The sequence below is a fragment of the Clostridium sp. HCS.1 genome, from assembly GCF_047900555.1.
GTDB lineage: Bacteria > Bacillota > Clostridia > Clostridiales > Clostridiaceae > Clostridium.
On sequence record NZ_CP170704.1, the window covers coordinates 122,946 to 136,848 of the forward strand.

The 13,903-nt window shown below is 29.3% G+C and carries 14 protein-coding genes and 1 other annotated feature; of the genes, 9 read left to right on the forward strand and 5 right to left on the reverse strand.

Annotation, left to right across the window (positions count from 1 at the left end; all coding sequences use genetic code 11):
• The first annotated feature begins 177 nt into the window (after window positions 1-177).
• Window positions 178-1,065: a CAP domain-containing protein gene (locus ACFYH6_RS00565; RefSeq protein ID WP_416180242.1), complete on the forward strand. Its 888-nt coding sequence runs from the start codon at window positions 178-180 to the stop codon at window positions 1,063-1,065.
• A 237-nt stretch (window positions 1,066-1,302) separates the two neighbouring features.
• On the forward strand, window positions 1,303-2,130 hold the full coding sequence (locus tag ACFYH6_RS00570; protein WP_416180241.1) for a CAP domain-containing protein: 828 nt from the start codon (window positions 1,303-1,305) through the stop codon (window positions 2,128-2,130).
• A 117-nt stretch (window positions 2,131-2,247) separates the two neighbouring features.
• Here ACFYH6_RS00570 and ACFYH6_RS00575 read toward each other — a convergent pair whose 3' ends face one another.
• A complete protein-coding gene (locus ACFYH6_RS00575; RefSeq protein ID WP_316345663.1) occupies window positions 2,248-3,153 on the reverse strand; it encodes an IS3 family transposase in 906 nt (301 codons plus the stop codon).
• The gene (locus ACFYH6_RS00580) at window positions 3,117-3,443 is read right to left on the reverse strand and encodes a transposase (RefSeq protein WP_316345662.1); all 327 of its coding nucleotides are present in this window, start codon (window positions 3,441-3,443) and stop codon (window positions 3,117-3,119) included. Before ACFYH6_RS00580 ends, ACFYH6_RS00575 begins: the two co-directional genes overlap by 37 nt.
• A 322-nt stretch (window positions 3,444-3,765) precedes the next feature.
• Between ACFYH6_RS00580 and ACFYH6_RS00585 the strand changes: the two genes are divergently transcribed.
• Entirely contained in the window at window positions 3,766-4,557 is a 792-nt protein-coding gene (locus ACFYH6_RS00585) for an aminoglycoside N(3)-acetyltransferase (protein WP_416179774.1), read from the forward strand.
• 32 nt (window positions 4,558-4,589) lie between these two features.
• Complete coding sequence (locus tag ACFYH6_RS00590) at window positions 4,590-5,153, forward strand: GNAT family N-acetyltransferase (protein WP_416179775.1); 564 nt, start codon at window positions 4,590-4,592, stop codon at window positions 5,151-5,153.
• A 111-nt stretch (window positions 5,154-5,264) separates the two neighbouring features.
• On the opposite strand, the gene ACFYH6_RS00595 is transcribed toward ACFYH6_RS00590, so the two are convergent.
• Complete coding sequence (locus ACFYH6_RS00595; protein WP_416179776.1) at window positions 5,265-6,440, reverse strand: class I SAM-dependent rRNA methyltransferase; 1,176 nt, start codon at window positions 6,438-6,440, stop codon at window positions 5,265-5,267.
• 155 nt (window positions 6,441-6,595) lie between these two features.
• Here ACFYH6_RS00595 and ACFYH6_RS00600 point away from each other — a divergent pair, with 155 nt between their 5' ends.
• A complete protein-coding gene (locus tag ACFYH6_RS00600; protein ID WP_416179777.1) occupies window positions 6,596-6,775 on the forward strand; it encodes a hypothetical protein in 180 nt (59 codons plus the stop codon).
• A gap of 83 nt (window positions 6,776-6,858) precedes the next feature.
• On the opposite strand, the gene ACFYH6_RS00605 is transcribed toward ACFYH6_RS00600, so the two are convergent.
• On the reverse strand, window positions 6,859-7,077 hold the full coding sequence (locus tag ACFYH6_RS00605) for a (2Fe-2S)-binding protein (RefSeq protein ID WP_008681498.1): 219 nt from the start codon (window positions 7,075-7,077) through the stop codon (window positions 6,859-6,861).
• A 274-nt stretch (window positions 7,078-7,351) separates the two neighbouring features.
• Window positions 7,352-7,601 (forward strand) — a binding site (T-box leader).
• Window positions 7,602-7,777: 176 nt separating this feature from the next.
• On the opposite strand from ACFYH6_RS00605, the gene ileS reads away from it, so the two are divergent.
• Both ileS and ACFYH6_RS00615 read left to right on the forward strand, forming a co-directional pair.
• Window positions 7,778-10,888 (forward strand): isoleucine--tRNA ligase, encoded by a 3,111-nt coding sequence (gene ileS, locus ACFYH6_RS00610; protein WP_416179778.1) that lies wholly within the window; start codon window positions 7,778-7,780, stop codon window positions 10,886-10,888.
• Between the two features lie 176 nt (window positions 10,889-11,064).
• A complete protein-coding gene (locus tag ACFYH6_RS00615; RefSeq protein WP_316344896.1) occupies window positions 11,065-12,063 on the forward strand; it encodes a LacI family DNA-binding transcriptional regulator in 999 nt (332 codons plus the stop codon).
• Between the two features lie 352 nt (window positions 12,064-12,415).
• Here ACFYH6_RS00615 and ACFYH6_RS00620 read toward each other — a convergent pair whose 3' ends face one another.
• Window positions 12,416-12,601: a hypothetical protein gene (locus tag ACFYH6_RS00620; protein ID WP_316344894.1), complete on the reverse strand. Its 186-nt coding sequence runs from the start codon at window positions 12,599-12,601 to the stop codon at window positions 12,416-12,418.
• A 116-nt stretch (window positions 12,602-12,717) separates the two neighbouring features.
• On the opposite strand from ACFYH6_RS00620, the gene ACFYH6_RS00625 reads away from it, so the two are divergent.
• Window positions 12,718-13,293: a nucleoside recognition domain-containing protein gene (locus ACFYH6_RS00625; protein WP_316344893.1), complete on the forward strand. Its 576-nt coding sequence runs from the start codon at window positions 12,718-12,720 to the stop codon at window positions 13,291-13,293.
• Window positions 13,294-13,307: 14 nt separating this feature from the next.
• Window positions 13,308-13,832: a spore maturation protein gene (locus ACFYH6_RS00630; RefSeq protein ID WP_416179779.1), complete on the forward strand. Its 525-nt coding sequence runs from the start codon at window positions 13,308-13,310 to the stop codon at window positions 13,830-13,832.
• Window positions 13,833-13,903: the final 71 nt, after the last annotated feature.

Genomic DNA, 13,903 nt, shown 5'->3' on the forward strand with positions numbered 1-13,903 from the left:
AAAATATAATTTATAAAAATATAAAAAAACCTAGTGGTAAAAAAATCAATAAGAATTAAATAATAACTAAAGTTAGAATATTTTCAATAATTAGAAACTAACTCATATTTGGGACAGGCATTTATTATGTTACTATGATGGGGACACGGAACAAGAAATCTGAAGGGGGATTTACAAATGATTAAATCAAAATTAATTATGGTAATATCATCAATAGGATTGGTAGTTACATTAGGTGTAGGAGGTATTTTCGTAAATTCTAATAAAGAAGTACCTAAAAACAATATAGTAAAAAATGAAAATAAAGAAGAAGCCTCAAAAGATATAATCAATGGAGAAGCAAGTAATACTAATACAAGTAACACTAATGCAAGTAACACTGATACTAATAACAGTGCTATTAATGAGGAAGTTTTAATAAATGATGATAATATGATTTCAAGTGATGAAATAGAGAATTCTACTGAAGAAGAAGAAAGTGGAGTAGAAGGAATATCAAGCTATAGAAGGCCATCAAATAGACCTTCATATAATAAACCATCATATAATAAGCCTTCAAATGATACTAACACTAATACTAATACTCCAAGTAATAAACCATCACAAGATACTAATAAACCATCTGAGACTCCTAGTGATACTCCTGTAGTTTCAGAGAGCAATTACATAGCAGAAATAGAACAAGCTATATTCCAAAGGGTTAATCAGGAAAGATCAGCAGCTGGACTTCCAGCATTAAGCTATAATACAACTATGGAGCATTATGCGAGAATTAAATCTAAGGACATGGGGGATAATGGATATTTTTCTCATGAAGATAAGCAAGGAAATTTAATAACTGTTCAAATGAAGGCAGATGGGGTTTCCTATAAGGCTTGGGGAGAAAATATTGCATATATTCAAGGTACAAATAGTAATAGTGCTTTAGCAACTAAGTTTATGGATAATTGGATGAATTCATCAGGACATAGAGCTAATATATTATCAACGAACTTTAGTAGTATAGGAATTGGAGTATACAAAATAGGAAATACTTATTATGCAACACAAGAATTCTATAGATAAAAATTTTAATCCAGCTTTTTAGCTGGATTTTTTTATTTTCTAGGAATTTATAAAAATATTACCCTATGAATATTATGAATTGATAAATTATAGAGTAAATATGATCAAAAGTAATAATATTAATAAAAAAAGTATACATTATACTCTCATTAAGTTATAATTGATAGAAATTATCAATTAAATACATGTAAAGAATAAATTATAAAACAATGCATTTAATTATGGGAGGCTTAACAAATGATTAAATCAAGATTAGCAACATTAGTTCTATCAATGGGATTAGCTACTGTAGTTGCTATAAGTGGAATTTTCTTAAATTCCGATAAGGAAAATACCCAAGAAAAAGTAGTAAAAGCAGAAGTTATAGAGGAAAATTCAGATAAATTGGATAAGGAAGAGGAAGTAAATTATAATGATACTAATTCTAATGAGGAGAATTTAGAGTCTAAAACTATAGAGAGTAAAGAAAATACTAATGAAAAAGTTGTAAATAAACCAGAAGTAGTACAAAATGCACCAGAAGTTAACAATTCAGAACCAACTAATAATAATTCTGCTACTGAAAACATAGCTCCACCTGAAGTACCAGAACTACAACCTAAAAATTCAGAACCACAGCCCGTAACACCAGCACCACAACCTGTAGCTATAGACAATAGTAACTATATAGGTGATATTGAACAAGCTATTTTTCAAATTGTGAATCAGAGAAGAGAAGAAGCTGGGCTAACACAATTAAGCTATAATGCAAATATGCAGTATTATGCAAGGATAAAATCAAAAGATATGGGAGATAGAGGTTATTTTAATCATGTAAATCCTGATGGGGTATATATGAATCAAATAATTAAGGCTGATGGAATATCTTATAGAGCCTGGGGCGAAAATATTGCATATATTGAAGGTTTAACTGATTATGGTGCTTTAGCAAATAGATTTATGAGTAATTGGATGAATTCTCAAGGTCATAAGGATAATATATTATCATCAAATTTTAGTAGCATAGGAATAGGTGTATATAAAGCAGGAGATACATATTATGCAACACAAGAATTTTATAATTAGTATATAAAACCTAAGGTGCTGTCGCACAATGTAAAATGAATAATGAAAAATGTAAAATTAAAGAAGAAACTCCTTTTAAACTTGGCCCTGTCAAGTAGACAATAGGAAAAAGACTCTTTATGCGGCATGAGACTTATATTGAATAGGACTCATGCCATATTTTAGTTGTATTCGTTCATTGTTATAAAACCAAATATATTCATTGATTTCATTTATTATATTTTCCGCTCCTTGTGTTTTACTTAAGTATATTAATTCTGATTTTAAATGACCGAAGAATATTTCAATAGGAGCATTATCCCAACAGTTTCCACGACGAGACATGGACTGAGTAATACAATGCCTTTTTAAATCATCGCAATAAGCTTTTCTTGTATATTGAAATCCTTGATCTGTATGCAATATACATCCTTCTTTCAATTGTAGATCATATAGCTGCTCTAATGTATCATTAACTAGTTTTACATCATTTCGAGTACTCATGTTATAAGCAATAATTTGATTATTATATAAATCTTTTACTGCACTTAAATATAAAAATCGACGACTAGATTTATCTAGAGGAATATATGTTATATCCATGCATAACTTCGTTAACGGTCTAATTGCTGCAAAGTCTCTATTCAATATATTCTTCGCTACTGATGCAGGTTTAAACTTATGCTTATATACTTTTTTACGTATAACAGCTTTTATATTCATTTCATTCATTAGTCTATATACACGCTTATGATTGATTTCAATTCCTAATATATTATTAAGATAAATGCATATTCTCTTTCTTCCATAAGTTCCTCTGTATTTATTATGTATATCTAGTATATGGCTCTTAATTATTCTATCTTGGATATCCTTTTCTGTAACTATATCCTTACGTTTAAGCCACTTATAATAGGAGCTACGCGCTACTTTTGCCAATAGGCAAAGGCGAGAAATACAATATCGCTCTGATAATAAAAATATAATTTTGTAGATATTAATTCGCTTTATTCTTTTATCAGAGCTTGCAATTTTTTTAGGAATTCATTCTCCATTCTTAAATACTCAACTTCTTCTTCTATTGATGAAAATTTAGTCTTTGGTCGCCCTTTCCGTGAGCCATTAGCTTGAATTTTAGATTTTTTACCTCTATTTTCAATATCGAAAGCTTTATCACCTTCAGCTTGATATTTTTTTACCCAATCATAAACCCTCTTTTTTTCACTTAAACCTAATTCCTTTGCAATTGTATTTGCTCCTATATGTTTATTTAAATACATATCAACTGCTTTTAATTTAGTTTCTTTTGTATATTTTTTTTGAACCTTACTCATAAACAATCCCCTCCATAGTAAACAAATATTTAACCTAATTATAAAGGTCTTTTTATATTTGTCTACCATAAGGGGATTATACTATTTAGGAGTTTCTAAAATATATATCTTTTTAGTAATTCCTTTGGAATTACATCAATAATTCTACATTTTACATTCTACATTTTTAATTTAGGAGCTGTTGCCACAGCTCCTTTTTATTATACAATTATTGACAGGTAGCTAGGTTGGTAGTAGGATATGGAAAAGGTTGTTAAATAGTAATCAAATTAATTTAATAAATATATGGGATTAATAGTATAAAAAAGGAGGGGAGAGAATTATGGATAATAGAAAAATATTAATAAAAAAGGATATAGTAGATGCTCTAAGAGAGATAGGTGTTAAAAGTGGACAAAATATTATGGTTCATACTTCCATGAAGAGTTTTGGATTTGTATGTGGTGGACCACAAATTATAATTGAAGCACTTATAGAGGTTGTTGGGGAGGGTGGAACTATAATGATGCCAACACAGACATGGAAAAACATGGACCCAGCTTATGGTGTACACTGGCAGGAACCTAAAGAGTGGTGGAATATTATTAGGGATAATTGGCCAGCTTATGATAAAGATATTACTCCAACAAATTCAATGGGGGCAGTAGCAGAAATGTTTAGAAAATGGCCAGGTACATTACGAAGTGATCATCCTGTTAGATCTGTAGCTGCTTGGGGGAAAAATGCTAAATATCTTGTAAGTAATCATGATTTAAGTGATATTTTTGGGGAAACGTCACCAATTGCAAAACTATATAATTTAAATGGACATGTTTTATTATTAGGAACGGATTATGATAAGAATACTTCTATGCATCTAGCAGATGAAAGAGCAGATTATCCATCAAAGCATATGGAGGAAAATAGTTGTGCAGTAATTAAAGATGGTAAACGTCAATGGATTACCTACTCGACCCTATATGTTGATGGAGAAGACTTTACAGATATAGGTGATGAATTTGAGAAAAAATATAATGTAAGTAAAACTAAGGTTGGGAATGCAGATATAAGATTTATGAAGCAAAGAGATATTGTAGACTTTGCAGTTCAATGGATTGAAAAAAATAGAAAATAAAATATAAAATAAATATAATTGGGGTGTAATATATGAAGAATTTAGGAACTAAGACTATAGAAACAGAAAGGTTAATTTTAAGAAGATTTAAAATGGAAGATGCTGAAGCTATGTATAAAAATTGGGCTTCTGATGAAGAGGTTACAAGATTTTTAACATGGCCTCCACATAGTAGTATAGAATTAACAAAAGATATTTTACAAGATTGGATTAATGATTATAAAAATGAGGATTCTTATAATTGGGCTATTACAATAAAAGAAAATGCTGATGAGCCTATTGGAAGCATTGGTGCTGTAGATAGTAATGAAAGAGTTAATATGGTTCACATAGGATATTGTATAAGTAAGAAGTGGTGGAATAAGGGAATAACCTCAGAGGCACTAAAAGCATTAATTAAATATTTCTTTGAAGAAGTTGGTGTTAACAGAGTTGAATCAAGACATGATCCTAATAATCCAAACTCAGGAAAAGTAATGATGAAGTGTGGTATGAAATATGAGGGAACAATGAGACAAGCTGATATAAATAACCAAGGAATATGTGATTACTCAATGTATGGAATTCTTGCTAAAGAATTTTTTAAGAAAAAGTAGTTTACTAACATTATAATGGCATATAATGTGGATAAAATTAAAACCCTTGTGGATATTTATAATTCTGAAGTTAAAAAAGACGACTAATTAAGTCGTCTTTGCCATTTAATTTTAAAAAACTTGGAATATAAAGAATTTAAGATAATAAGATTCATCAGAGTTCCATAGAATAGGGTGATCTGCACTTTGAGTTCTTATTTCTACTTGTCTTAAAGTTCTTCTAGCATCATGAGCAGCTTCTAATACAGTTTTCTTTAATTGTTCTTCACTCATATAATGTGAACAAGAACAAGTTGCAAAGTAGCCACCTTGTTTAACCATTTTTAATCCTCTAAGATTTATTTCTTTATAGCCTCTAATAGCTGAATTAATTGTATTTCTTGATTTTGTAAAGGCTGGAGGATCTAAGATAACAACATCAAATTGCTTTCCTTCTCTTGACCAATCTCCAAGAACATTAAAAGCATTATGACATTCAAATTTAACTGTATCCTGTAAGTTATTAAGCTCTGCATTTTTTCTAGCACAATCTATAGCATGTTGAGATACATCAATACCTAATACTGATTTTGCACCTGCAATACCTGCATTTAATGCAAAGGAACCAGTATGTGTAAAGCAATCTAATACCTCTTTATCCTTACAGATTCTATGCATAGCTGCTCTATTTTCCTTTTGATCTAAGAAGAAGCCTGTTTTTTGGCCATTTTCTAAGTCAACTATGTACTTAACACCATTTTCAATTATTTCTATATTAGTATCGAAAGGCTCAGTTAAAAAACCTTTAGTTTGTTCAAGACCTTCTATTTCTCTAGTCTTAATATCACTTCTTTCGTAAACACCCTTAGCTCCGAATTCATCAACTAATATTTTAACTATTAAGTCTCTATACTTATCCATTCCTAAAGTTGATATTTGAATTACATAGTAGTCTTCAAATTTATCTACTGTTAAGCCTGGTAAAAAGTCAGCTTCTCCAAATATAAGTCTACAAGATGAAGTGTCTATAACAGTTTTTCTATATTCATATGCTGCTTCAAATCTTCTTTTAAAGAAATCATAATTTATTTCTTCATTTATATCTCTAGTCATAATTCTAATAGTTATCTTACTTCTATCATTAATATAACCTTTTCCTATGAAGTAATTTTTGTGATTATATACTTCAATTATATCACCATTTTCATAATCGCCATCATATTCATTTATTTCATCAATATATATCCAAGGTCTGCCTTGTTCAGCTCTTTTATTTTTCCCTTTATGTAAAAAAAACTTACTTGCCATAATATAGCTCCTTCCATAATAAGTTCTATAAAATTATAACATAATTGCAAATTAAGTATAGGGGATAGGGGGAAATACTTAAAGTAAAATATAGATGAATAATGCTTATTTAATAAAATATATTTATAATGTAAAGAATTTTTAGGGAGATTATTATGATAATTAAGGCAATTGTGATACCAACACCAAAAAGAATAAGAAGATACTTAGAAAATGCTTTAATAGAAGCTAATACTAAAAGCATTAGCAAAGAAGAGCCTAGTAAGGAATTAGAACATATTAATTTATCAAAAGATAGCTTTAAAAACTATGGAATAACAATGAAAATTTTTTGAAAATAAAAAAACCACCTGTTATTAAGACAGGTGGTTTTAGGGGAGATATAATCTATATGCTAATATAGTTTGGGGGAACTATATTAGTTGTTTTCCAGATGCTTATCAATCAAATTTTGGATTGTAGGGGTACATCTGTAGCCTCTGCAACCACCTGTGCAAGCTCCTGTTGCCTTAGAAACTTCTGCTACAGTGTGTGCTCCGGCTTTGATTGCATCTTTAATTTTGGATCTTGGTATTGCCTTGCAAGTACAAACTTTAGTAATCTTATCAAGGACTTGTTCGTTTAAGTTATTTTCCACTTATCTTTCCTCCTAATATAAAGAAATAGATTAAGGAAAATAAAGGGGATAAAAAATAAATTTTTAATATTTATTCTTTATGCTTATATTATAAATATAGCAATAAAGAAAGTCAATACTAATTGATAAAAATTATTAATTAATTTTTAATATTAAATTAATTTATTATATTAATAATATTATTAACTTTTTTCTTAAATTTATGAAAATATTCTTAAATATAGACTTTTATAATATTTTACTTTGTAGTAGAATAGGTATATAATTTGTAAATTTAAAAACTGTGATTAGGAAAAGTACTTAATTGGATACTTTAAGAGAGTGGCTGTGTGGTGTGAAGTCATAGAGAAAATTAAGGAAAATCACCTATGAGTTTGAGGCTGAAAGGTTATATAGCTGATTAAGTTTTTCACGTTAGCCTGCGTTAAGGGATAGAGTATGTTTGTACTCGAAAATAAGAGTTTTTTTATGCTTATAAAAAACTTATAACCTTAGGTGGTATAGCGAATATCTTCGTCCTATTGGGCGGGGCTTTTTTATTATATAATACTTTATTAATATTAATATAAAGAGAAATCTGCATAATTAGCTTTTTATAGTTAATAATGTAAAATGTATTTAGTATTATTATAAGAAGAAAAAGTATAACCTTAAAGCAATAGCTTTTAGATATAAATTAATTAACGGAAGGAGTTTAGATATGTACAAAAAGGTTGAATTACCAAAAGGATTTGTTGGTATGGAAAAAGAAGTAGCAGATCTTTGGAAAGAAAATAACGTAATTAAAAAGAATTTTGATATGAATCAAGATGGTGAGTATTTCACTTTCTATGATGGACCTCCAACTGCAAATGGAAGACCTCACGTAGGACACGTATTAACAAGAGTTATGAAGGATATTATCCCAAGATATAAAGTTATGAAGGGGTATAAAGTTATAAGAAAAGCTGGATGGGATACTCATGGACTTCCTGTAGAACTTGAAATAGAAAAGAAACTTGGTATTTCAGGAAAAGAGCAAATAGAAAGCTATGGAGTAGAAAAATTCGTTAAAGAATGTAAAGAGTCAGTTTTCACTTATGTTAATATGTGGGAAAAGATGACTGATCAAATAGGTTACTGGGTAGATATGGAGAAGCCTTACGTTACTTATCACAACTCATATATAGAATCTGTTTGGTGGGCATTAAGCCAAATGTGGGAAAAAGGACTTTTATATAAGGGACATAAGGTAATGCCATATTGCCCAAGATGTGGAACTGGACTTTCTTCTCACGAAGTGTCACAAGGATATAAGGATGTTAAGGATTTAACTGCTATAGCTAAGTTTAAGGTTCAAGGAGAAGATAATAAATATATATTAGCATGGACAACAACTCCATGGACATTACCTTCAAATTTAGCTTTATGTGTAAATAAAGCATATGATTATATTGAAGCTAAAGTTGGTGATGAAACATTAATAGTTGCTAAAGATTTAGCTACAAAAGTATTAGGAGAAGATTACGAAGTAATCAAGGAATTTAAGGGAACTGAATTATTAGGAACAAAATATGAAAGATTGCTTCCATTTGGAAAAGTTGATGGAAAAGCTTTTGAAGTTATTCATGGTGATTATGTAACTTTATCAGATGGTACTGGTATTGTTCATATAGCACCTGCATATGGTGAAGATGATAGTTTTGTTGCTAAGCAAAATGGAATAGGATTTATAAACTTAGTAGATGCTAGTGGTAACTTTGTAGAAGAAGTAACACCATGGGCAGGGAAGTTTGTTAAGAAGTGCGATGAAAGCATAGTTAAATATTTAGAAGAAGAAAATAAATTGTTTAAAGCTGAAAAGCATACTCACTCTTATCCACACTGCTGGAGATGTGACACACCACTTCTTTACTATCCAAGAGAAAGCTGGTTTGTTGCAATGACTAAGCTTAGAGATAAGCTTTTAGAAAATAATAATAAGATTAATTGGTACCCAGATAACATAAGAACAGGTAGATTTGGTAAGTTCTTAGAAAATGTTATTGACTGGGGTATATCAAGAGATAGATACTGGGGTACACCACTTCCTATTTGGGAATGTGAATGTGGTCACAGAGAATGTATAGGAAGTATAGCTGAATTAAAGGAAAAGGGAATTAATGTTCCAGAGGATATAGAGCTTCATAAACCATATATAGATGGTGTTAAGCTTAAGTGTTCTGAATGTGGAAAAGAAATGACTAGAACTGCTGAAGTTATTGATTGTTGGTTTGATTCAGGATCTATGCCTTTTGCTCAATTACACTATCCATTTGAAAATAAAGAGCTATTTGAAGAGAACTTCCCAGCTCAATTTATTTCAGAAGCTGTTGACCAAACAAGAGGATGGTTCTATACATTATTAGCTATTTCAACAGCTATATTTGATACTAATCCATTTGAAAACTGTATAGTTTTAGGTCACGTTTTAGATAAAAAAGGCTTAAAGATGTCTAAGTCAAAGGGAAATGTAGTAGACCCATTTGATGTATTAGATTCACAAGGTGCAGATGCTACAAGATGGCATTTCTATACTGCAAGCGCACCATGGCTTCCAACAAGATTCTCTATTGATGATGTTCAAGAAGCTCAAAGAAAGTTCTTAAGCACTTTATGGAATGTATATTCATTCTATGTTTTATATGCTGATTTAGATAAGTTTAATCCATTAGACTATAAAGATTTCAAATCAGAAAATGTTATGGATAAGTGGATAATGTCTAAGCTTAACACATTAATTAAGGAAGTAGATGAAAACTTAGCATCATATCAAATAACTCAAGCTGCATTAGCTATTGAAGATTTTACAGATGAGTTATCAAACTGGTATGTAAGAAGAAATAGAGCAAGATATTGGTCAGAAGATTTATCAGATGATAAAATTGGTGCTTATGTTACATTATATAGAGTCTTAACTACTTTAGTTAAGATAGCAGCTCCATTTGTACCTTTCGTAACAGAAGAAATTTATCAAAATTTAGTTGTAGGATTAGATAAATCTGCTACAGAAAGTGTACATTTATGTTCATGGCCATCAGTTGATGAAAGTGCAATAGATGAAAACTTAGAAAAGGAAATGGATTTAGCTTATACAATAGTTAAACTTGGTAGAAGTGCTAGAAATGGTGCTAATATTAAGAATAGACAGCCACTTTCTAAGATGTTACTTTCAACAGCAGCTATTCCAGCTTATTATGGAGATATTATAAAAGATGAACTTAATATTAAGACTGTAGAATTTGGAGCTGATTTATCAGAACATGTTAACTTTGAAATCAAGCCTAACCTGCCTGTTCTTGGAAGACAATATGGTAAGTTAATTCCAGGAATAAGAAAAGAAATAGCTTCAAGAAACCAAATGGAATTAGCTCAAAAATTACAATCAGGTGAAACTGAAACTATTACTGTAGATGGAACTGATATAGTATTAAATAGTGAAAGTGTTCTTGTAACTATGCAAGGTTTAGAAGGATATGCTTTTGCTGGCGAAGGTGAAATCGGAGTTGTTCTTGATACTACAATTACAGAAGAATTAAAAGAAGAAGGACAATTAAGAGAAATAACTTCAAAGATACAAAATATGAGAAAAGAAAAAGGTTTTGAAGTTGCAGATAAGATAAAATTATTTGTTGCAGGAAATGATATGTTAATTAATATCATTAACAAATATTCAGATGTAATAAAGAGAGAAACATTAACTCAAGAAATTGTTATAAATGAAGATGCTGATTACACTGAAACTGTTATTAATGGTGAAAAATTAAATATGACAGTTAAAGTAATTAAGTAGAATAATTTTATGTTAAAAAGTTAGAAGTTTCTATAGAATTTCTAACTTTTTACTTATTTTATAGTGAGTTATTATAAAGAATAACTTAGAATATTGTATAAAGTATTTGCAAATAGTATAATTATTGTTAAAATGAGATAAAAAAGATTAAAAAATAAAAATTGGAGTGATGTGTTATGGCTACTTCTATAAAAGATGTTGCTAGAGAAGCTGGAGTATCAATTGCTACTGTTTCTAGAGTTTTAAACGACATAGATGTTGTAAACGAGGACACGAAGAAAAAGGTTTTAGATGCCATTAATAAGCTAGGCTATAGACCTAATATTGTAGCAAGAAGTTTAAAAACTCAAAGAACGAAGACAGTAGGAATCTTAGTTCCTGACATATCAAGTGGATTTTATCCTGAGATAGTTAGGGGAGCAGAAGATGTGGCTAATATTTATGATTATAACGTCATCTTATGTAATTCAGATTTTGATATTGAAAAGGAAAAAGAATATTTAAGAGTACTAAGAGAAAAAATGGTTGATGGGGTTATTTATATGAGCTCATCTCTACAAGAAGAAACTTTAAATATTATTAATGAATTAAATTTAACTACTGTTTTAGTAGAAACTAAAGATAAAGAAGAAAGTTTACCAAGTGTAACTATAGATAATACTAAGGCCTCAAAAGAAGCAACAAACTATCTTTTAGACAAGGGACTATCTAAAATAGCTTTTGCAGGTGCAAAAAAAGAGAATATGAATGCTTGGGGAGATAGATACATAGGTTATAAAGAAGCACTTAATGATAAGGATATCAATGTAGATGAGAGCTTAGTATACTTTGGAGGATTAAAAGTTAAAAGTGGATACGAAGCTGTAAAATACTTTGAAGATAGCAAGAAAGAGTATGATGCAGTAGTTTGCGCATCAGATGAAATTGCTATGGGTGTTATAAATGCCTTAAGAGAAGTAGGAAAGAGAGTACCAGAAGACGTAAGCGTTATTGGATTTAATGATAACAATATGTCATCTGAGTTCTATCCAAAGATAACTACTATAAAACAACCAAGTTATGATATGGGATCAGTAGCTATGAGAATGCTTATTAAAATGCTTAGTAAGAGAGAATTAGAGGAATCTCAATTTGTTCTTGATTATACACTAATAGAAAGAGATAGTTGTAAATAAGAACTTAAATAGAAGTGTAGATTAATATCTACACTTCTATTTTTATAAATAATATCATTTTTGGATATATTTACAAATATTTAATAAATGTTTACAATTTTTTTAGAAGTTATGTATTGTTAGGAAATAAAAACCATGTTATAATTAATACTACAAGTCATTAAACGTTTTCAAATTTCAACTGTGTATAATATAAGTATATTTGATTAGAATGGGTAACTAATCATTGAGAAATTTGGGTTAAGGTCAAAAAAAACAACTTCTTAAGGAAGTTGTTTTTTAATTTCTTAGAATTTATTAAAATGTTATCTTGTAATAATAATCTAACAAATCCATTGTTTTTTATGTACGATTATATAATACCTTCAATTTTTAATATGTTTTCTAATTCTTGAACTTTTTCAGTTAAAGTAAGAAATTTTTCTCTTAGCTTTTCTTTTGGAAGATCAGTTTCATCAATAAAGCTAACCATATCTTCTACTGTTTTTAGAGCATCATCTATATCTTGTTGAGCTAGTTTTAAATTTGATTCCTTCATAAATTATCTCCTTTATGTATTTAAACATAATTTATATTACATATATTCATCCTATCACTAATAAATAGCATATTCAAGTCATATATTAATAGAAGAAATTAGTAAGAGGTGGAATTTTGATAAATTATATATGGTTTATTATGATATTTTTAGGAATATTGGTGGGATTATTTACAGGTAATGGAGAGGTTATATCAAAATCCATTATTAATTCTGCAGATTCAACAGTATCTATGATTATAGGCTTGGTTGGACTTATGTGCTTTTGGTGTGGTGTTATGAAGGTAGCAGAAAAAAGTGGATTTACAAACAAATTAGCAAAATTATTAAGGCCACTTTTAAAGATTATTTTTAAGGAAGCAGCTAAGGATGAGAAGGCCTTAGGTGCTATAGTTATGAATATAACAGCAAATATGATGGGATTAGGTAATGCAGCAACCCCTTTTGGAATAAAGGCAATGCAGGAAATGGATAGGCTTAATAAGGAAAAGGGTACAGCTTCTAATGATATGTGTTTATTTTTAGTTTTAAATGCAGCATGTATACAGTTAGTACCTTCAACAGTTATTTCTATAAGAGCAGCAGTAGGTTCTAGTAATCCTGGATCAATTATTTTGCCAGCAGTTTTAGCAAGTACATTTGCTGCTATTACAGGAGTAGTTCTTTGTAAGATATTACAAAGATACTTTTAAGGAGGATTTTATTTATGTTTCAGTATATAACAAAAAGTATAATCCCTATAATAGTAGTAATTATTATAACTTATGGGATGATTAAGGGTAAAAAGGTATATGAATGGTTTATTGAAGGAGCTAAGGAAGGATTGAAGGTTTGCCTTAATATATTTCCATATCTTTTAGCAATGATAATTGCAGTTAATATTTTTAGAGAAGCAAAGTTATTAGACTTATTAAATAATATGATAGCACCAGTAGGTAGTTTAATAGGACTACCTAAAGAAATAATCCCCTTGGTTTTAATTAAACCTCTATCAGGAAGTGGTGCTATAGGAATATTGACCGATATAGTAAAGACTTATGGTCCAGATAGCTACATAGGACTAATAGCATCAGTAATTATGGGAACTACTGAAACTATTTTTTATACTATAACTGTATATTTTGGAGCGGTACAAATAAAGAAAATAAGGCATACATTATGGGCTGCGGTATTAGCTGATTTAACTGCTATAATAATATCAATTTTCTTAGTTTCAAAACTATTGATGTAAATTATTGCAAATAATTCAAAAATATAAAAAATAATAAATATGTAATATTTTTGTAACTAGTTAATAATGAA